Source organism: Pseudomonas sp. GQ91 (assembly GCF_059758795.1).
Genome location: NZ_JCAXED010000011.1, coordinates 157,757 through 177,484, shown reverse-complemented (window position 1 = coordinate 177,484; position 19,728 = coordinate 157,757). Strand labels below are relative to the sequence as shown.

The window sequence follows — 19,728 nt, the reverse complement described above, 5'->3', positions numbered from 1 at the left end:
GGAAGCTGTGTAGGGCTTAGTGCTGCAGGATTTTCTCGAGGAAGTGCTGAGCACGTTCGGAGCGGGCGCTGACGTCGCCGAAGAACTCTTCTTTCTCGCAGTCTTCGATGATCTGGCCTTTGTCCATGAAGATCACGCGGTCCGCCACTTTGCGCGCAAAGCCCATTTCGTGGGTCACGCACATCATGGTCATGCCTTCGTGGGCCAGTTGCACCATGACGTCCAGTACTTCGTTGACCATTTCCGGGTCGAGGGCCGAGGTCGGTTCGTCGAACAGCATGACGATCGGGTCCATGGCCAGCGCACGGGCAATCGCCACACGCTGCTGTTGGCCGCCGGAAAGCTGCCCCGGATGTTTGTGGGCATGTTCCGACAGGCCTACGCGGTCGAGCAATTGCAGGCCTTTCTTGGTGGCTTCTTCCTTGCTGCGCCCCAACACCTTGATCTGCGCGATGGTCAGGTTCTCGGTGATGGTCAGGTGCGGGAACAGCTCGAAGTGCTGGAATACCATGCCCACGCGCGAGCGCAGTTTCGGCAGGTTGGTCTTCGGATCGGCGATGGAGGTGCCGTCGACCACGACGTCACCTTTCTGGAACGGTTCCAGCGCGTTGACACACTTGATCAGCGTGGACTTGCCGGAGCCGGACGGCCCGCACACCACGATCACTTCGCCTTTTTTAACTTCGGTGCTGCAGTCAGTCAGCACTTGGAAGTCGCCATACCACTTGTTGATATTCTTGATAGAGATCATACGGCAAACCTTTTTTGCAGACGCTTGACCAGCACCGAGGCGGCGAAGCTGATGATGAAGTAGACGACACCGGCAAAGATCAGGAACTCGTGGGAGCGTCCGATGATGTCGCCGTTGGCACGGGCGGAGTTGAGGAAGTCCACCAGACCCACGGTGTACACCAGCGAGGTGTCCTGGAACAGAATGATGCTCTGTTGCAGCAGCAGCGGGGTCATCTTGCGAAATGCCTGGGGCAGGATGATCAGGCGCATGGTCTGGCCGTAGGTCATGCCCATGGCTTGCGCCGCAGCCATCTGGCCCTTGGGAATCGACTGCACGCCGGCGCGGACGATTTCGCAGAAGTACGCGGCTTCGAACATCATGAAGGCCACGACGCAGGAGGTGAAGGCACCGATCGGCGTGTCTTCCCCGGTGATCCAGCGCAATACGAACGGCACCGCCAGGTAGAACCAGGTGATCACCAGCAGCAGCGGGATCGAGCGGAAGTAGTTCACATAGGCGCCGGCCACACTGGACAGCAGCTTGCTGGAGGACAGGCGCATCAGTGCCAGGATCGTACCGAGAATGATGCCGCCGATCACGCCCATGACCATCAGCTTCAAGGTCATGACCATGCCGTTCCACAAGCCTGGAATGGCCGGGATGATACCGCTGAAATCGAGTTCCATTATTTACCCCCCACGGAGATCAGGCCGGGCACCGCGACTTTCTTCTCGACCAGGCGCATCAGCAGCATGAGGCTCATGTTGAGGGTGAAGTAGATCAGCGTCGCCAGGGTGAAGGCCTCGAACAGGTTCGCCGAGAACTCTGCGGTCTGCTTGGTTTGTGCCAGCAGTTCCATCAGGCCGATCAGCGACGCCACCGAGGAGTTCTTGAAGACGTTGAGAAATTCCGAGGTAAGGGGCGGAATGATGATCCGGTAGGCCTGGGGCAGCAGCACGTTCCAGTAGATCTGCGGCAGCTTGAAGCCCATGGCGCGCGCGGCAGCTTCCTGGCCACGCGGCAAGGCCTGGATGCCGGTACGCACTTGTTCACACACACGCGCGGCAGTGAACAGGCCCAGGCACACGACAACGCTCAAGTAGGCCGAGGTGGTCGGGTCGAGGTCTTGTTTGTACCAGTCCTGCAGGTTTTGCGGCAGCAGGTCGGGTATCAGGAAGTACCAGATGAACAGCTGAACCAGCAGCGGTACGTTGCGAAACAACTCCACATAGCAGGTGGCGATGCCCGATACGATGCGGTTCGGCACGGTGCGCATCACGCCCAGTATCGAACCCAGCAGCAAGGCGATGATCCACGCCACGATGGCGATGGCGATGGTCCAGCCCAAACCGGAGATGAACCAGTCGAGATAGGTCTCGCTGCCCACGCCGGTGGACTTGAAGAACACGCCCCAGTCCCAGTTGTAATTCATTAGGGTCTCCCCCGAAATCGATCGATGTACAAGCACCCGCTTGGGGAAAGTCCATTCCCGCCTGACGTTGATCGCCAGGCACACGCGATCGGCTCGAAAACCGCCCGGTCGAGTGTTCCAGATAAAGCCAGCAGGTAGTAACAGACGCTTGAGGGAGGTTGGCTCCCTCAAGCGATAAGGTTAGTCAGGAATCAGGATTTTTTATCTTCGGCCGGCTTGTCGGTCGGATTGGCGATCAGCGCCTTGAGCTCTTCGCTCATCGGGAACTGCAGGTTCAGGCCTTTTGGTGGAATTGGCTGGGTGAACCACTTGTCGTAGATCTTGGTGATTTCGCCGGACTTGTAGGTGGCGACGATGGCGTCATCCACGGCCTTCTTGAACGGCGCGTCGCCTTTGCGCACCATGCAACCGTAGATCTCGAAGGATTGCGGCGTACCGGTCACGGCCCAGTCGCCTGGCTTCTTGGCCTTGGCCATTTCACCGGCGAGCAGTGCGTCGTCCATCATGAACGCCACGGCGCGACCGCTCTCGAGCATGTTGTAGGACTCGCCGTGGTCCTTGGCGGAGATGATGTTCATGCCCATTTGCTTGTCGGCGTTCATCGACTTGAGGATGCGCTCGGACGTGGTGCCAGCGGTGGTCACCACGTTCTTGCCTTTCAGGTCCGCGAAATCCTTGTAGGGCGAGTCCTTTTTGGCCAGCAGACGTGTGCCGACTTCAAAGATGCCGACCGAGAAGTCGACCTGTTGCCCGCGCTCGGCGTTGTTGGTGGTGGAGCCGCACTCCAGATCCACGGTGCCGTTCTGCACCAGCGGGATACGGGTCTGCGAAGTCACCAGGTTGTACCGGACCTTCAGGTCTGGCATGTCCAGGTCCTTCTTGAGGGCCTCGACCACTTGCATTTGGATGTCGTGGGAGTAACCCACTGGCTTGCCGGAAGCATCCGCGATGTAGGAGAACGGGATCGAACCGTCGCGGTGGCCCAGGGTGATGGTGCCGGACTCTTTGATTTTCTTCAGTGTGCCGGTGAGTTCGGCAGCGAAAACTGGAGTGCTAATCAGAGCTGCAGCGATAGCTGCGCCCAAAATATGGGGAACGATGCGCATCAATACTTCCTCGACATTTGTTTTTTTTATGAAGCCTGGACGGCCCTTGATACCGCGATCTCTGTGAAACCGCTCAAAGCGTCCCAGGCAATCGCTACAAAGTGTAGAGCATGAGTCGTGCCAAACCAGAAACAAAAGACTAACTATATGATTTATAAGAGTATTAAGTTTATGTGACGGGTTTTTTGTGAGGGCGGGATCCGGCAAACCGAATCGTCTGCTGCGCAACGTTCGGAAAACCGACTGTTCTGTATGCGGGCTTCGAAGCGGCGGCGCGGCATTCGAAAAAAAGCCCCTGGACCTTTCGGTGCAGGGCATAGGTATTTACACAATTTTCAGAAGCTGACGACTTTCCCTGTGGCGAGCGGGCTTGTCGGAACGCCGCATCGCCCGCGTTGGGCTGCGAAGCAGCCCCAAAACCAGCGGCTAAGGAGTATCTGATACACCGCACTTGGGTTACTGGGCTGCTTCGCAGCCCAACGCGGGCGATGCGGCGTTCCGCCAAGCCCGCTCGCCACAACAGCCCTATCTGCTTGGATTTAAGCGTTGAAGCAAAGTTGTGTAGATGCCTGTGGGGCAGGGGCTTGGGTCGATCAGGCCGCTTCTATCTTGCTGCGGGCCTGCTCCAGTTGGGTCAGGTAGCGTTGCAGGTTGTCCTGTTCGGCGGGCGTGGTGAACAGGCCCAGCTTGCTGCGACGCCAGAGAATATCTTGCGGGTGCAGGGCCCATTCTTCGGTGCACAGGTAGTCGACTTCGCGGGTGTACAGGCCGCCACCCAAATGGTCACCCAAGTCGGCCAGCGATTGCACGCCTTCAAGCAGGCGCCAGGTGCGGCTGCCGTAGGTGGTGGACCAGCGCCGGGCAATTTCGCTGGGGATCCAGTCGAACGTGTTGCGAATGGCCTGGGCCAACGCTTCCGGCGTGCTCATGTCCTCGCCGCCGGGCAGGGTCGCGTTGGCGGTCCAGCTTGGCTTGATGTCCTTGAAGTACGGCGCGAGTTGCGCCAGCGCCGATTCCGCGAGTTTACGATACGTGGTCAGCTTGCCGCCGAATACCGAGAGCAATGGCGCTTCATTCGCCGCACCGGACAGGGCGAGGGTGTAGTCGCGGGTCACGGCTGACGGGTTGTCGGACTCGTCGTTGCACAGTGGGCGCACACCGGAATAAGTGTGGACGATATCGTCGCGGCTCAACTGTTTCTTGAAGTGAGCATTGACCACATTGAGCATGTAGTCGGTTTCACCTTCGGTAATCGCGACGTTCGCCGGATCGCCAGTGTATTCGCGGTCGGTGGTGCCGATGATGGTCAGGTGATTCAGGTACGGAATGGTGAAGACGATGCGTTGGTCTTCGTTCTGCAGGATATGCGCGTGGGCGCCTTCATACAGTTTCGGCACGATCAGATGGCTGCCCTGGATCAGGCGGATGCCGTAGGGCGACTCCAGCTTCAGGTCGTCCTTGATGAATTTGGCGACCCACGGTCCGGCGGCGTTCACCAGCGCCTTGGCGCGGATCGAGAACAGGCTGCCATCGGCACGTTCCAGGTGCATATGCCACAGGCCTTTGCTGCGTCGGGCGCTGACGCAACGGGTCTGGGTGTGAACGTGAGCACCGTTTTCCCGTGCGGCCATGGCGTTGAGCACGACCAGGCGTGCGTCATCGACCCAGCAATCGGAGTATTCGAAGCCTTTGGTGATTTCGCTTTTCAACGGGCTGTCCGGACCGAACTTGAGGCTTTTGGAGCCCTGCAGCTTCTCCCGCTTGCCGAGGTGGTCATAGAGGAACAATCCGGCGCGAATCATCCAGGCTGGACGCAGGTGTGGACGGTGAGGCAGGACAAAGCGCATCTGCTTGACGATGTGCGGCGCCTTGGCCAACAGCACTTCGCGTTCTGCCAGGGCTTCGCGCACCAGGCGGAATTCGTAATGTTCAAGGTAGCGCAGGCCACCATGAATCAGTTTGCTGCTGGCGGACGAGGTATGGCTGGCCAGGTCGTCTTTTTCGCAAAGAAATACCGACAGACCGCGTCCGGCCGCATCTGCTGCGATGCCCACGCCATTGATCCCGCCACCGATAACGGCGACGTCATAGACTTCGGCAAGGGGTGGAGCAGGCAAGGTAGAAAGGGGCATCGGCTGGCCTCGCGATTTTCTTTTCGTATTGGAAATCGAACATTAATGTTCATTTGCGAAAATGGTAGCGCATAAACGCGGGTACAGCCAGTCGACTTCGATTGAAAATACTGATCGAAGGGGCGAGAAAGGAAAATTTGTGAACATCTTCGGGCGGATAGATCTATCTAGGTGGCGAGCGGGCTTGCCCCGCGTTGGGTGGCGAAGCCGCCCTAAAACCTAGTGTCCCGGCCTGACTGGAGAATCTCGGTGGTCTGTGATGGGGCTGCTACGCAGCCCAGCGCGGGGCAAGCCCGCTCGCCACAGGGTTACACGACTTCCAGGCGGATTTTGTGCTGACTGAGCAATTGCACCAGCGCCGGGACCGGCTGCTGGTCGGTGACCAAACAATCGATCAAACTGATCGGTCCCAGGCGAATCATGGCGTTGCGCCCGAATTTGCTTGAGTCTGCCGCCAGAATGACCTTGCGCGCATTGGCAATGATCGCTTGGGAAACCCGCACTTCCTGGTAATCGAAGTCGAGCAGGCTGCCGTCCTCGTCAATCCCGCTGATGCCCACCAAGGCAAAGTCGACCTTGAACTGGTTGATGAAGTCCACGCTCGCCTGGCCTACCACGCCGCCGTCGCGGCGCACGTTGCCGCCGGTCAGCAGCACGTCGAAGTCGTCCTTGGCGCTGAGCATCATCGCGACGTTGAGGTTGTTGGTGATGATCTTCAGGTGGCTGTGATTGAGCAGGGCGCGTGCGATCGATTCGGTGGTGGTGCCGATATTGATGAACAGCGAGGCATGATCAGGGATCTGTGCGGCAATGGCTTCCCCGATGCGCTGTTTTTCGTCGCGCATCTGGTCGGCACGCATGGCGTACTCAGTGTTTTCGACGCTGGAGTCATACGCGGCGCCGCCGTGGTAGCGGCGCAGCAGGTTGGCTTCCGCCAGTTGATTGATATCACGGCGGATGGTTTGCGGGGTCACAACGAACAACTGCGCCATTTCCTCGATGCTGACATAGCCGCGTTCGCGGACCAGTTCGAGGATTTGTTGCTGACGGGGAGGCAGGTTCATGGGGCGTCCTTTGGGCTGCCGTACAAAAAGTGGCCCATGATGACGCAGGAATCTGCTCCCTGCCAGTTACAACCCGATGTGGATCCTGCGCGGGGCTTATTCCGCGCCTTCGTGGGGTTCCCAGTCGCGGGTGCGGCTGACCGCTTTTTTCCAGCCGGCGTAGAGCTTTTCCTTGGCCGGTTCGTCCAGTTGCGGTTCGAACTCGCGCTCGATCACCGCCTTGCCGCGCAACTCGTCCAGGCTGCTCCAGAAGCCGCACGCCAGGCCTGCCAGATACGCCGCACCCAACGCCGTGGTTTCGCGCATTTGCGGGCGCTCCACCTGGGTGCCGAGGATGTCGGCCTGGAACTGCATCAGGAAGTTGTTGGCCACGGCGCCGCCATCCACCCGCAGGGATTTCAGGCGTTCGCCGGAATCCTGCTGCATGGCGTCGAGTACGTCGCGCGTCTGGTAGGCAATCGACTCGAGCGCTGCACGAATGATGTGATCCACGCGTACGCCGCGGGTCAGGCCAAACAGTGCGCCACGGGCGTACGGGTCCCAGTACGGGGCGCCGAGGCCGGTGAAGGCTGGCACCAGGTACACGCCGTTGCTGTCCTTGACCTTGCTGGCAAAGTACTCGGTGTCGTGGGCGTCATTGATGATCTTCAGTTCATCGCGCAGCCATTGCACGGTGGAGCCGCCGTTGAAGACTGCGCCTTCCAGGGCGTAGGCCACTTCACCACGGGGGCCGCAGGCGATGGTGGTGAGCATACCGTGCCGGGATTTGACCGCCTTGTCCCCGGTGTTCATCAGCAGGAAGCAGCCCGTGCCGTAGGTGTTTTTCGCCTGGCCCGGCTCCACGCACATCTGGCCGAACAGCGCTGCCTGCTGGTCACCGGCAATGCCGCCGATGGCGATGCCGCTTTTGGTGCGACCGTAGATTTCCGAGGACGACTTCACTTCCGGGAGCATTTCCCGCGGGATATCCAGGATATCCAGCATTTTCGCGTCCCACTCCAGGGTGTGGATGTTGAAGAGCATGGTGCGCGAGGCGTTGGTGTAGTCGGTAACGTGGGTCTTGCCGCCGGTAAATTTCCAGATCAGCCAGCTGTCTACGGTGCCGAACAGCAGTTCGCCGTTGCGTGCACGTTCGCGACTGCCTTCGACGTTATCGAGGATCCACTTGAGCTTGGTCCCCGAGAAGTACGGGTCGGTCACCAGGCCGGTGGTTTCACTGATGTATTGCTCATGACCGTCGCGCTTGAGCTGCTGGCAGATTTCGGTGCTGCGTCGGCACTGCCAGACAATCGCGTTGTAGATTGGGCGGCCGCTGACTTTGTCCCAGACCACCGTGGTTTCACGCTGGTTGGTGATGCCGATGGCGGCGACCTGGTCATGGTGCAGGCCGGCTTGTGCCAGGGCCTCGACCATCACGGCGCTCTGGGTCGCGAAGATTTCCATCGGGTCGTGTTCGACCCAGCCGGCTTGCGGGTAATGCTGGACGAATTCGCGCTGGGCTGTACAGACCACGTTGGCGTCGCGATCGAAGATGATCGCTCGGGAACTGGTCGTGCCCTGATCGAGGGCAATGATGTAGTTCTTATTCTGTGTGTCGGTCATGTCGATTGCCTTGGACGGAAAGAAGGAGTGGGTACGTAGCCTGGGAGGTAAAAAACCGCAGGACCCAGGCTGGCGCGTTCAAGAAATTCGGCTGTTGCCGCTGGCGACAGGTTCAATTGCATCAGTTGTAGCAGGTGCGGCGTTGGGCAGGTGACGGGCAATCAGCCCGCGGTACGCTGCGGCGCCGAGGCAGGCACCGACAATCGGTGCAAAGATCGGAATCAGGAAATAAGGAATGTCACGCCCGCCGGTGAACGCCATTTCACCCCAACCGGCAAAAAAGGTCATCAGCTTGGGGCCGAAATCGCGGGCCGGGTTCATCGCAAAGCCGGTCAGCGGCCCCATGGCGCTGCCGATCACGGCAATCAACAGGCCGATCAGCAGTGGCGCCAACGGGCCACGGGGCAGGCCGTTGTTGTCGTCGGTCAGGGCCATGATGACCCCCATCAGGATTGCCGTGATGACCATCTCGACCAGGAATGCCTGGGCGGTGTTCAGCAATGCATGAGGATAGGTGGAAAACACCGACGCCAGTTCCAGGCTGGCCTCTGAACCACGGATCATATGGTGGGTTTGTTCGTAATCGAAAAACAGATTGCTGTACAGCGTGTACACCAATGCGGCCGAGCAGAATGCGCCAGCGATCTGGGCAATGATGTAGAACGGCAATTTGCGCTTGTCGAAATCGGCAAAAATGCACAAGGCGATGCTGACCGCCGGGTTGAGGTGAGCACCGGAAATGCCGGCGCTCAGGTAGATCGCCATGCTGACGCCGATCCCCCAGATAATGCTGATTTCCCACAGACCGAAGCTGGCACCCGCGACCTTGAGCGCGGCAACACAGCCGGTGCCGAAGAAAATCAGCAACGCTGTGCCGAGGAACTCGGCCATGCATTGGCTTGAAAGCGACGGCTGTTGAAAAGCAGTTGTCATTGAAAACCTCAGTTCTTTTTTTTGTTTGGCGCTTTGCCGAAAGGGGCAAATGCGCGATTTTCACCGCTCCAGGATCCCCATCCTGTTTGCGGCTTACTGCTCGGACACCGAAGGATAATGCTTACGGTATTCGGAAACGAAAAAATATAGACAAGAAACACCGCTGTCAAAGGTCGAAAGTGAACTGTTGGTCATTTTACAACTATTGGTCTCGTGAATGATCGCGGCGGATCCGTACGGAACCTTGGCTGGCACGTGATAAGCGGCTGCGCGTATTTGCCGCGCAGGCGCCTGTAATAGAGCGTTTTGCTGCGGCTTGGCCTAGAATCGTGGTTTGGTATTTCCACATGTATCCCAAGCCTGGAGCCTTCATGACGCCCGCATTGGACCTGTTGAAAAAAGTTCGCGCCGAACATCGCATTCACAGTTATGAACATGACCCAAAAGCACCGTCCTATGGCCTGGAGGCCGCGGAAAAGTTGAGTCTTGATCCAGCGCAGGTGTTCAAGACCTTGCTGGCCAGCAGCGAGAAGGGCGAGTTATTGGTGGCTGTGGTACCGGTCGTCGGAAGTCTGGACTTGAAGGCGCTGGCGCACGCCGCCGAGGTCAAGAAAGTCGAGATGGCCGACCCGGCAGCGGCGCAACGGGCTACCGGTTATTTGCTGGGTGGGATCAGCCCGCTGGGACAGAAAAAGCGTCTGCGCACCTTTATCGATGTCACGGCGCAGCCTTTTGCGACAATTTTTGTCAGCGCGGGGAGAAGAGGGCTGGAAGTGGAGTTGGCGGCGTCAGTATTGGCCGAGCATACCCAAGCCAGCTTTGCGCCGATTGGGCGGGCGTGAAAGAACCGGTAGGAGCAGGCAGAAACCTGGCTCCTACAGAGGGCAGGTAGGTCAGTGCGTGCTGTAGCGCCGCACGCCTGAGTCAACCTGCGGAAGGTGTGCCGCCGTACTTCCCGAGGCCTGGAACAGCACCAGATGTTCTGCCGCCACGCGAATGCCAACCTCGCTATCGATCTGATGATCGGCATGGCTGGGGAAGATGGATTCCAACTGAGCGCCGGTGGGCAACAACAAACGGTACAAGGTCGAAGCGCCCAGGAACGTCTTGCCGACGATCCGGGCTTTCAAGGGGCTGTCCGGGGCATAGACAATATCATCCGGACGCAGCAACACATCTACCGCACCGCCGATCGGCCAGGTATAGGCGCGGTTGCCGCGCAGTTCACCCAGCTCGGTACTGACCGACTCCGGGGTATTCAACTGGCCACGGATGAAGTAACCCTGGCCAATAAAACTGGCGACGTAAGGTGTCAGCGGTTCGTGGTAGAGGTTGTAGGGCGTATCCCATTGTTCCAGGCGACCCTCCTTGAAGACGCCGACATGGTCACTTACCGCGAAGGCTTCTTCCTGGTCGTGAGTCACCAGAATCGCACTGGTGCCTCGCGCCTTGAGAATGTCGCGCACCTCATGACTCAGCTTGCGCCGCAGTTCGCCGTCGAGGTTCGAGAAGGGCTCGTCCAACAATAGCAATTGTGGTTCGGGTGCCAACGCACGGGCCAAGGCCACCCGTTGTTGCTGGCCGCCGGATAGCTCATGGGGGAAGCGCTTGCCCAGGCTTTTCAGATTGACCAGTTCCAGCAATTCACCCACGACATGCTCTTTTTGCGGATGCTTGCGAATGCCGAAGGCAATGTTTTCGGCCACGCTGAGGTGCGGGAACAGTGCGTAGTCCTGGAACACCATGCCAATCCGGCGTTTCTCGGGAGCCAGGGTAAAACCTGCGCTGGAGAGGGTTTCACCGGCGAGGGTGATTTCCCCTTCGTGTATCGGCTCAAACCCGGCAATCGCCCGCAGCGTGGTGGTCTTGCCACATCCCGAGGAGCCCAGCAGGCAGCCGATGTCGCCGGCATTGAGGTGCAGATTGAGGTTCTGCACCACCCGTTGATCCTGATAACCGCAGGCCAGGTTGCGCAGATTCAGCAGAAGTGGCTGACTCATGCGTGGTGGTACGCCGGCGGGACCAGGAATTCCAACAGCGCTTTTTGCGCGTGCAGACGGTTTTCCGCCTGATCCCAGGCCACCGAGCGTTGATCGTCCAGCAGGTCGAGGCTGATTTCTTCGCCGCGATGCGCGGGCAGGCAATGCATGAACAGCACGTCCGGCGCGGCCAGATCGAGCAAGGCGCGGGTGACCTGGAACGGTGCGAACGTGGCCAGGCGCTTGGCGCTTTCGTCTTCCTGGCCCATGGAGGTCCAGACGTCGGTACTCACCAGGTGGGCACCGACCACGGCGTCCCGGGGGGCGCGGAACAGCTGCACGCGACCGCCGGCTTTGGCGAGGAATTCGGCGCTGGGCTCGTAGCCCTCGGGGCAGGCAATGCGCAGGTGGAAGTCGAACTGGATCGACGCTTCTATATAGCTGTTGCACATGTTGTTGCCATCGCCGATCCAGGCCACGGTCTTGCCTTGGATCGAGCCGCGATGTTCGAGGAATGTCTGCATATCGGCGAGCAACTGGCAGGGATGCAAGTCATCGGACAGGCCGTTGATTACCGGTACGCGGGAGTTGGCGGCGAATTCGGTGAGGGTGCTATGGGCGAAGGTGCGGATCATCACCGCATCGAGCATGCGCGACATGACAATGGCGCAATCGCTGATCGGTTCGCCACGGCCCAGTTGGGTATCCCGGGGCGAGAGAAAGATGGCCTGGCCACCGAGCTGGATCATGCCGGCTTCGAAAGACAAGCGGGTGCGGGTCGACGATTTCTCGAAAATCATTCCGAGCACGCGGTTTTTCAGAGGCTCGAACAGTACGCCGCGATTACGCAGGTCTTTAAGCTCAATGCCTCGACGGATCACGCTGACCAGCTCTTCGGGCGTGCAATCCATCAGGGAGAGAAAGTGCCTTGCGCTCATCATTAACTACCTTTTTGCAACAGGCCGCAGATACTCAAAGCCTTGTTTATTGTGACAACGGGCGAGACCTGCGGCGAAAGCCGCACGGGGCGACGAAATAGGGGAAGGCGCGATATTGACATTAAATGTCGCGTCTTACCAATAGGCTACGGTTTTTTTGGGGTGTTCAAAGGGGCGGGAAAAGCACTTTTGAAGCCTGTTTCCTGACTGCAGCGGGTCATTTGTACACTGGCGTCGAGTCCCTTTGCAATGCGCGAGGGCGGATGCAGGCCGGTCTGTGTCGGTTTCGGCAGGTGTTTTGGGGGGCTGCGGGGAGTGCTGAAACATTTTCTAATGTTTGCCCATGGCTCCTCCTGATGCCTGCCGATTCATGCGACGAACATTGCTGGCGCCGTGTGCGGTGGCAGGCCATAGTTTTATGCACGTGCTTATTCCGATGACGCTGTATCCCATAAAAGAGACTGGCCATGACCAAGACTCTCCATCACCGTGCCTGCCATCTGTGCGAAGCCATCTGCGGCCTGACCCTGGAAACCACGACCTCGGACGAGGGCGCAATGACGATTACGTCGATCAAGGGCGATCCCCTCGACACGTTCAGCCGTGGTCATATCTGCCCCAAGGCGGTAGCCCTGCAGGATATCCAGAACGATCCGGATCGGCTGCACCAGCCCATGTTGCGGGTGGGCCGCGAGTGGCAGCCGATCTCCTGGGACGCGGCCTTTGCACTGGCGGCCGAGCGGCTGGCGGGTATCCAGGCGCGTCACGGCCAAAATGCGGTGGCCGTGTACCAGGGCAATCCCAGCGTGCACAACTATGGCTTGATGACTCACAGCAACTACTTTCTCGGGCAGTTGAAAACGCGCAATCGCTTTTCCGCCACCTCCGTGGATCAACTGCCCCATCACCTCACCAGCCACTTGATGTACGGCCACGGCCTGTTGTTGCCGATCCCGGATATTGATTGCACTGATTTCATGCTGATCCTCGGCGGTAACCCGTTGGCCTCCAACGGCAGCATCATGACCGTGCCGGATGTGGAGAAACGCCTGAAAGCCATTCAGGCCCGAGGCGGCAAAGTGGTGGTGGTCGATCCACGGCGCAGCGAAACGGCGGCCATGGCCGATCAGCATTTGTTCGTGCGCCCTGGCGGCGATGCGGCATTGCTGTTCGGACTGCTCAACACCTTATTCAGTGAGAACCTGACCCGCGCCAGTCACTTGCCAGTGGACGGACTGGACGAGGTGCGACAGGCCGTCGCCGGGTTCACCGCGGAGGCCATGAGTCGCCAATGCGCGGTTCCGGCCGAGCAGATACGTCAGCTTGCGCGGGATTTCGCGGCGGCGGACAAGGCGGTGTGTTACGGGCGGATGGGCGTATCGACCCAGGCGTTCGGCACGCTGTGTCACTGGTTGGTGCAGTTGATCAATCTGGTGACGGGTAATCTCGACCGAGTCGGTGGTGCGTTATGCACGGAACCAGCGGTGGATCTGGTGGCGGCGACCTCCGGCGGGCATTTCAATCGTTGGCAGAGTCGGGTTTCCGGGCGCCCCGAGTACAGTGGAGAGTTGCCGGTATCGGCTCTGGCTGAGGAAATGCTCACCGAAGGTGAGGGACAAATCCGTGCCTTGGTGACGGTGGCGGGTAATCCCGTGTTGTCTACGCCCAATGGACGGCAACTGGAGCAGGCGCTGGACGGTCTGGAGTTCATGCTCAGTATCGATCTCTATATCAACGAAACCACGCGCTACGCCGATCTGATCCTGCCGTCGACCTCGGCCCTGGAAAACGATCACTACGACACCACCTTCAATATGTTCGCAGTGCGTAACGTCACGCGCTTCAACCGGGCAATTCTGCCCAAGCCCGAAGGTGCGTTGCATGACTGGGAGATCTTTGTCGGGCTGGCGCGGGCGTTTGCGGCGCAGACCGGCGCGGTGCTGAAGCCGACACTGCCGCCTGCGCAGATGATTGACTTGGGCCTGCGAGCCGGGGCGTATGGCGATGCATCCAGTCACAAGCTGTCGGTAGCGGCCTTGGCTGATTATCCCCACGGGCTGGACCTTGGCCCGCTCAAGGCCAATCTGGCGGGGCGCTTGAAAACCGCGAATGCGCGTGTGCAGGCCGCGCCTGCGGTCATCCTGGCGGACTTGGCACGTTTTGCCGCCCAGCCGCTGGCGCGGGTGGACGAATTGCTGTTGATTGGCCGCCGTCACGTGCGCAGCAATAACTCGTGGATGCATAACTATCATCGCCTGGTGAAGGGCAAGCCCCGGCATCAACTGCTGATGCACCCCGATGACCTTGCCAGCCGCCAGTTGAGCGACGGCCAGCGTGTGCGGGTCAGTTCGCGGATCGGCGTGATTGAAGTCGAAGTGCTGGCCAGCCTGGAGATGATGCCTGGCGTGGTCAGCTTGCCCCATGGCTGGGGCCATGGTCGCCCTGGGGTGCAAATGAGCATTGCCAGCGCGCAGCCCGGGGCGAGTGCCAATGACCTGACGGATGAGCGGCAGTTGGACGAACTGTCGGGGAACGCGGCGCTCAATGGGGTGCCGGTCAAGGTAGCGGCGGCGTGACGCAGAGAGTCTGTCGGGGAGTCCGAGCGTCGTGCCGGGCTTTGCGTTACAATGCGCCACCGTGCCGGCCCATGAGTCGGAAAGTTCCAGCCGAGGTGTTCCATGGATATCATCGAAACGATTAAAGAGCAGATTGCCAACAACACTATTCTGCTTTACATGAAGGGCGCACCTAACGCGCCTCAGTGCGGCTTTTCCGCGAAGGCGTCCCAGGCCATCATGGCGTGTGGCGAGAAATTCGCTTACGTGGATATCCTGCAAAACCCGGAAATCCGCGCCAACCTGCCGAAGTACGCCAACTGGCCGACCTTCCCGCAATTGTGGGTGGCCGGCGAACTGGTCGGCGGTAGCGACATCATCACCGAGATGGCGGCTGATGGTTCGTTGCAAGCACTGATCAAAGATGCTGCGGACAAAGCTGCTGCGAAGACCGAAGCCTGATCTTGCAGGCGCTGGCTTGCCCGCGAAGGACTTGAAAGCGCCGCGTTCCACCAGGAGCGCGGCGTTATCGTTAGCGTTTTTCGCGGGCAAGCCGGCTCCTACAGAAAGCCGGTCAATAAAAAGCCCCGCGTCTCTGAAAGAGAGCGGGGCTTTTTAGTGGTCGCGAACTAAGGGTTATTCACCCATCTGCGATTGCAGGTAGTTTTCCAGTGTCACTTTGCCGATCAGGCCGACTTGGGTTTCCAGCCAGTCGATATGCTCTTCCTGGTCTTCGAGGATGTCTTCCAGCAATTCACGACTGCCGAAGTCACTCGCCTTTTCACAGTGAGCGATGGCGGCCTTGAGGTCGGCCAGGCTTTTGCGCTCGAAGTTGAGGTCGCAGTTGAGCATTTCCTCGGTGTGCTCGCCGATGTTCAGCTTGCCCAGGTCCTGCACGTTCGGCAGGCCTTCGAGAAACAGGATGCGCTTGATCAGCTTGTCCGCATCCTTCATGGCCTGGATCGATTCCTTGTATTCATGCTTGCCCAGCTTTTCCAGGCCCCAATCTTCATACATGCGCGCATGCAGGAAATACTGATTGATCGCGACCAGTTCATTGGCAAGGATTTTGTTGAGTTGCTGGATGACTGAGATGTCGCCTTTCATGACTGGGGTCCTGCCCTGTATTCGCTGTATATAAGGCGGAGTTTGAGCTGCACGCTGATTACTGTCAAACCTAAGTTGTTGAATAATAAATGAAAATTAATCGGAATAAGAATGTTTGTGTTCCGCGTCTTGGCGCTAACTGTTTGAATTACGGACATAAAAAAACCGGACCCTAAGTCCGGTTGTTTAAAATACGTTGATTTAAGCGTGTGTAAATTCTGCCGAGTAGGGGATCGCCGCCTGAGCCGTTTGCAGTTGCGTCAGGGTTTCCCGTACCACTTGCTTGGCCAGGCAGGCGCATTTGCCGCATTGGCTGGCGACGCCGGTGGTTTCACGCACTTCCTTGTAGCTGCAGCAACCTTCGTAGATTGCTTCGCGGATTTGTCCGTCGGTGACGCCAGTGCAGAGGCAGACATACATAAGGGAGAACCGTCGCGGTTTAGGCTTAAGTGCGATGGATCTTAATGTTAACGAGAATGATTGTCAAAGTAGTTTCTCAAGCCTTTGCGCCTGGACGCCTGTGCACTGACGAACGGTTTTTTCAGTGTATGATGATCGGTCTTCACGAAGCGTGACCGCGTCACAGGCCTGTCGTTTATACGCGGCAGACTTGAGGTCGGTCCTTTTACTTCATCGTCACCCCTACATCAGGAGATATCCAATGAGCGTACTCGTCGGCAAACAAGCCCCGGATTTCGACGTACCTGCCGTCCTCGGCAATGGCGAAATCGTAGACAGCTTCAAACTGTCTGAAGCCATCAAAGGCAAATATGGCCTGGTGTTCTTCTACCCGCTGGACTTCACTTTCGTCTGCCCGTCGGAGCTGATCGCCCTGGATCACCGCATGGACGATTTCAAGGCGCGTAACGTTGAAGTGGTAGCTGTTTCCATTGACTCCCACTTCACCCACAACGCCTGGCGCAACACCGCCATCAATGATGGCGGTATCGGCAAAGTCAAATACACCATGGCTGCCGACATGAAGCACGACATCGCCAAGGCCTACGACGTAGAGTCCGAAGGCGGCGTGGCTTTCCGTGGCGCGTTCCTGATCGACGACAAGGGCGTTGTCCGCTCGCAGATCATCAACGACCTGCCGCTGGGCCGTAACATGGAAGAGCTGATCCGCCTGGTTGACGCCCTGCAATTCCACGAAGAGCACGGCGAAGTCTGCCCTGCCAACTGGAAAAAAGGCGACAAAGGCATGAACGCTTCGCCAGAAGGCGTTGCGGCTTACCTGACCGAGAACGCTGGCAAGCTGTAAGCCGCGTCGAGGTACAAAAAAACCGGCCTGAGAAGGCCGGTTTTTTTATGCGCGGGATTTGCCTTCAATCGTTGAAGTCTTCCCAGCCACCCATCTGTTTCCAGCGGTTGACGATGCCACAGAACAGGTCGGCGGTCTTCTCGGTGTCGTAGCGCGCCGAGTGGGCTTCGCGTCCGTCGAAGTCGATACCGGCAGCCTGGCAGGCTTTTGCCAATACGGTCTGGCCATAGGCGAGGCCGGCCAGGGTCGCGGTGTCGAAGCTGGAGAACGGGTGAAACGGGTTGCGTTTCATGTCCAGGCGCGCCACGGCGGCATTCAGGAAGCCGAGATCGAAGCTGCTGTTGTGACCGACCAGGATCGCGCGCTTGCAGCCGTTGGCCTTCAAGGCCTTGCGCACGCCGCGGAAGATATCGGTGAGGGCCGCTTCTTCACTGACCGCCATGCGCAACGGATGGTCGAGTTTGATCCCGGTAAACTCCAGGGCCGCCGCTTCGATGTTGGCGCCCTCGAAGGGTTCGACGCGGAAGAAATGGGTGTGTTCCGGATACACGAAACCCTGTTCATCCATGCCGATGGTGGTGGCGGCGATTTCCAGCAACGCATCAGTGGCGCAGTTGAATCCGCCGGTTTCTACGTCAATGACCACCGGCAGGTAGCCACGAAAGCGTTCAGCCATCGGGTGGCGTGAACCGCCGCCATGACCTTCGTGTTCGTCGTCGAAATGATCTTCACTCACGCGTGTTCCTCCAGCAGGCGCCAGCGCAGTGTTTCACCGGCGCGCAGCGGGATAACGGTCAGCTCGCCAAATGGCAGGCTGGCAGGGGCGGTCCAGTCTTCACGGACCAGGGTGATGCGGTCGGTATTCGCCGGCAGGCCATAGAAACGCGGGCCGTTCAGGCTGGCGAAGCCTTCAAGCTTGTCCAGCGCGTTACGTTGCTCGAACGCTTCGACATACAACTCGATCGCCGCGTAGGCGGTGTAGCAACCGGCACAGCCGCATGCGGCTTCCTTGGCGTGCTGGGCGTGGGGCGCCGAGTCGGTGCCGAGGAAGAACTTTTCGTTGCCGCTGGTGGCGGCATCGAGCAGTGCAACCTGGTGGGTATTGCGCTTGAGGATCGGCAGGCAATAGAAGTGCGGTCGAATCCCGCCCACCAGCATGTGGTTGCGGTTGTACAGCAGGTGGTGCGCGGTAATGGTCGCGGCGACGTTGGCCGAGGCTTCGGTGACGAATTGCACGGCGTCGGCGGTGGTGATGTGTTCAAACACCACTTTCAAGCTCGGGAACAGTTCGACCACGCGACGCATGTGTTCGTCGATGAAGATCTTTTCGCGATCGAATACATCGACATCGCCACGGGTCACCTCACCGTGGATCAGCAGTGGCATGCCGACTTCGGCCATGGCTTCGATCGCCGGCAGGATCTTGTCGATGCTGGTCACGCCGGAGTCGGAGTTGGTGGTCGCGCCGGCCGGGTACAGCTTGGCGGCGTGCACAAAACCGCTGGCGCGGGCCTGGCGAATTTCTTCGGGCTGGGTACGGTCGGTCAGGTACAGCACCATCAACGGTTCAAAGCGGCTGCCGGCGGGGCGCGCAGCCAGGATGCGCTGGCGATAGGCGTCGGCTTCGGCGGCATTGCGTACCGGAGGTACCAGGTTAGGCATAATGATGGCACGGCCAAACGTGCGCGCTACATCGGCCACGGTGTGGGGCAACGCAGCACCATCGCGAAGATGAATATGCCAGTCGTCGGGACGCAGCAGGGTCAGGCGGTCGGACATTGGGGATTCCAGGCGGGTCAATCTGGTGGGAATGCTACCGGAAAAGACACTCGCAGGCACCCGCTATCAAGTTTTGCTGAATGCTACCGATATCCCTGGGTATGCCTTAACGACGTATGACGCCTTGATGTGTTGTAGAAACCAGTGGAGCCGCCCGTGCGCCAGCATTATCTAGCCCTGCTCAGCGTATTCGCCAGCTTGCCCGCGATGGCCCTGACGTTCCAGACGCGCCTGGAGAATGTCGAGTGGAAGGTGGAAGGCGACAAGTTCGAATGCCGCTTGAGCCAGCCGATTGCCGATTTTGGTTCTGGCGAGTTCTTGCGCCGCGCCGGCGAGCAGGCGACATTTCGCCTGAAAGCCTACAACGGTTCGCTGGGCGCTGGTTCCGCGACATTACTCGCGGCCGCGGCGCCGTGGCAGCCGGGACGCGGTGATATCAATCTCGGCGCAGTGCGCGCCGGCAGCGGTGATGTGCTGTTCAACAGTTCCCAGGCCCAGGCCGGGCGTTTGTTCAATGGTCTGTTGGAGGGGCGTAGCCCAACAGTGCGCCACTATTCACGGGATGGCGGCTATTCCGAAATCCGCCTGTTGCCGGTGAAGTTCAACAAGGCCTACAACGACTATCAACTGTGTACGGCAAAACTGCTGCCGATGAACTTCGAGCAGATCAAGCAGACCCAAGTGGGCTTTCCGGGTGGCGGCATCGATCTGGACCCGGCCGCCAAGGCCAAGCTGATGGTCATGCTGGAGTTCATCAAGGCCGACCCCACCGTCAACCATATCGAACTGGACGGCCACTCGGACAACAGCGGCAATCGCCTGGCCAACCGCGACCTTTCCCGTCGCCGTGGCCTGGCCGTGATGGATTTCCTCAAGGCCAACGGTGTTCCCGAGTCGCAGATTGTCCTGCGTTTCCATGGCGAACGTTATCCGCTGGTGCCAAATACCAGCCCCGCCAACCGGGCGAAGAACCGGCGTGTGAATATTCACCTGGACCGGGTGCCTGTCCCCGAGAAACCGGCGCCCCAGGCCACCGCCCCGGCGAACGCGGCCGCCACCTCCTGAGGTGCGGCCATTCGTCGCGAGCCCGACATAATCTGTCGC

General features: G+C 59.2%; 19 protein-coding genes. 5 read left to right on the top strand and 14 right to left on the bottom strand.

Going from position 1 to position 19,728, the window contains the following annotated elements:
- Nucleotides 1-16: 16 nt before the first annotated feature.
- The 8 genes from AC6CIA_RS18085 to AC6CIA_RS18050 form a co-directional block, all read right to left on the bottom strand.
- Complete coding sequence (locus AC6CIA_RS18085; RefSeq protein ID WP_084381810.1) at nt 17-751, bottom strand: amino acid ABC transporter ATP-binding protein; 735 nt, start codon at nt 749-751, stop codon at nt 17-19.
- The gene (locus AC6CIA_RS18080; RefSeq protein ID WP_084381809.1) at nt 748-1,419 is read right to left on the bottom strand and encodes an amino acid ABC transporter permease; all 672 of its coding nucleotides are present in this window, start codon (nt 1,417-1,419) and stop codon (nt 748-750) included. The genes AC6CIA_RS18085 and AC6CIA_RS18080 overlap by 4 nt, the downstream gene beginning before the upstream one ends.
- Complete coding sequence (locus tag AC6CIA_RS18075; protein ID WP_084381808.1) at nt 1,419-2,165, bottom strand: amino acid ABC transporter permease; 747 nt, start codon at nt 2,163-2,165, stop codon at nt 1,419-1,421. The genes AC6CIA_RS18080 and AC6CIA_RS18075 overlap by 1 nt, the downstream gene beginning before the upstream one ends.
- A 191-nt stretch (nt 2,166-2,356) precedes the next feature.
- Nucleotides 2,357-3,271 carry a glutamate/aspartate ABC transporter substrate-binding protein gene (locus AC6CIA_RS18070; protein WP_498313890.1) on the bottom strand — a complete coding sequence of 305 codons (915 nt, stop codon included), beginning with the start codon at nt 3,269-3,271 and terminating at the stop codon, nt 2,357-2,359.
- 593 nt (nt 3,272-3,864) lie between these two features.
- On the bottom strand, nt 3,865-5,403 hold the full coding sequence (glpD, locus tag AC6CIA_RS18065) for a glycerol-3-phosphate dehydrogenase (protein WP_498313889.1): 1,539 nt from the start codon (nt 5,401-5,403) through the stop codon (nt 3,865-3,867).
- A 308-nt stretch (nt 5,404-5,711) separates the two neighbouring features.
- On the bottom strand, nt 5,712-6,467 hold the full coding sequence (locus tag AC6CIA_RS18060; protein WP_498313887.1) for a DeoR/GlpR family transcriptional regulator: 756 nt from the start codon (nt 6,465-6,467) through the stop codon (nt 5,712-5,714).
- 96 nt (nt 6,468-6,563) lie between these two features.
- The gene (glpK, locus tag AC6CIA_RS18055; RefSeq protein WP_498313885.1) at nt 6,564-8,069 is read right to left on the bottom strand and encodes a glycerol kinase GlpK; all 1,506 of its coding nucleotides are present in this window, start codon (nt 8,067-8,069) and stop codon (nt 6,564-6,566) included.
- A 78-nt stretch (nt 8,070-8,147) separates the two neighbouring features.
- Nucleotides 8,148-9,002 (bottom strand): MIP/aquaporin family protein, encoded by an 855-nt coding sequence (locus AC6CIA_RS18050; RefSeq protein WP_498313883.1) that lies wholly within the window; start codon nt 9,000-9,002, stop codon nt 8,148-8,150.
- Nucleotides 9,003-9,373: 371 nt separating this feature from the next.
- On the opposite strand from AC6CIA_RS18050, the gene ybaK reads away from it, so the two are divergent.
- Entirely contained in the window at nt 9,374-9,844 is a 471-nt protein-coding gene (ybaK, locus tag AC6CIA_RS18045; RefSeq protein WP_339532089.1) for a Cys-tRNA(Pro) deacylase, read from the top strand.
- A 51-nt stretch (nt 9,845-9,895) separates the two neighbouring features.
- Here ybaK and AC6CIA_RS18040 read toward each other — a convergent pair whose 3' ends face one another.
- Both AC6CIA_RS18040 and argF read right to left on the bottom strand, forming a co-directional pair.
- A complete protein-coding gene (locus tag AC6CIA_RS18040) occupies nt 9,896-11,002 on the bottom strand; it encodes an ABC transporter ATP-binding protein (RefSeq protein ID WP_498313881.1) in 1,107 nt (368 codons plus the stop codon).
- Entirely contained in the window at nt 10,999-11,919 is a 921-nt protein-coding gene (gene argF, locus AC6CIA_RS18035; RefSeq protein ID WP_498313879.1) for an ornithine carbamoyltransferase, read from the bottom strand. Before argF ends, AC6CIA_RS18040 begins: the two co-directional genes overlap by 4 nt.
- 467 nt (nt 11,920-12,386) lie before the next feature.
- Here argF and AC6CIA_RS18030 point away from each other — a divergent pair, with 467 nt between their 5' ends.
- On the top strand, nt 12,387-14,495 hold the full coding sequence (locus AC6CIA_RS18030) for a molybdopterin oxidoreductase family protein (RefSeq protein WP_498313877.1): 2,109 nt from the start codon (nt 12,387-12,389) through the stop codon (nt 14,493-14,495).
- A gap of 102 nt (nt 14,496-14,597) precedes the next feature.
- On the top strand, nt 14,598-14,936 hold the full coding sequence (gene grxD / locus AC6CIA_RS18025) for a Grx4 family monothiol glutaredoxin (RefSeq protein WP_339532093.1): 339 nt from the start codon (nt 14,598-14,600) through the stop codon (nt 14,934-14,936).
- Nucleotides 14,937-15,110: 174 nt separating this feature from the next.
- Here the strand turns inward: grxD and bfr are convergent, their stop codons facing one another.
- Both bfr and AC6CIA_RS18015 read right to left on the bottom strand, forming a co-directional pair.
- The gene (bfr, locus tag AC6CIA_RS18020) at nt 15,111-15,581 is read right to left on the bottom strand and encodes a bacterioferritin (RefSeq protein ID WP_339532094.1); all 471 of its coding nucleotides are present in this window, start codon (nt 15,579-15,581) and stop codon (nt 15,111-15,113) included.
- 201 nt (nt 15,582-15,782) lie between these two features.
- Nucleotides 15,783-16,001 carry a bacterioferritin-associated ferredoxin gene (locus tag AC6CIA_RS18015; RefSeq protein ID WP_003208706.1) on the bottom strand — a complete coding sequence of 73 codons (219 nt, stop codon included), beginning with the start codon at nt 15,999-16,001 and terminating at the stop codon, nt 15,783-15,785.
- A gap of 241 nt (nt 16,002-16,242) precedes the next feature.
- Between AC6CIA_RS18015 and AC6CIA_RS18010 the strand changes: the two genes are divergently transcribed.
- Entirely contained in the window at nt 16,243-16,845 is a 603-nt protein-coding gene (locus AC6CIA_RS18010; protein WP_003172097.1) for a peroxiredoxin, read from the top strand.
- A gap of 64 nt (nt 16,846-16,909) precedes the next feature.
- On the opposite strand, the gene rnt is transcribed toward AC6CIA_RS18010, so the two are convergent.
- Both rnt and pyrC read right to left on the bottom strand, forming a co-directional pair.
- The gene (gene rnt, locus AC6CIA_RS18005) at nt 16,910-17,581 is read right to left on the bottom strand and encodes a ribonuclease T (RefSeq protein ID WP_498313875.1); all 672 of its coding nucleotides are present in this window, start codon (nt 17,579-17,581) and stop codon (nt 16,910-16,912) included.
- Nucleotides 17,578-18,624, bottom strand: a complete 1,047-nt coding sequence (gene pyrC / locus AC6CIA_RS18000; protein ID WP_498313874.1) for a dihydroorotase — start codon at nt 18,622-18,624, stop codon at nt 17,578-17,580. The genes rnt and pyrC overlap by 4 nt, the downstream gene beginning before the upstream one ends.
- 156 nt (nt 18,625-18,780) lie before the next feature.
- On the opposite strand from pyrC, the gene AC6CIA_RS17995 reads away from it, so the two are divergent.
- Nucleotides 18,781-19,689, top strand: a complete 909-nt coding sequence (locus AC6CIA_RS17995; protein WP_498313872.1) for a flagellar protein MotY — start codon at nt 18,781-18,783, stop codon at nt 19,687-19,689.
- The last annotated feature ends 39 nt before the right edge of the window (nt 19,690-19,728 follow it).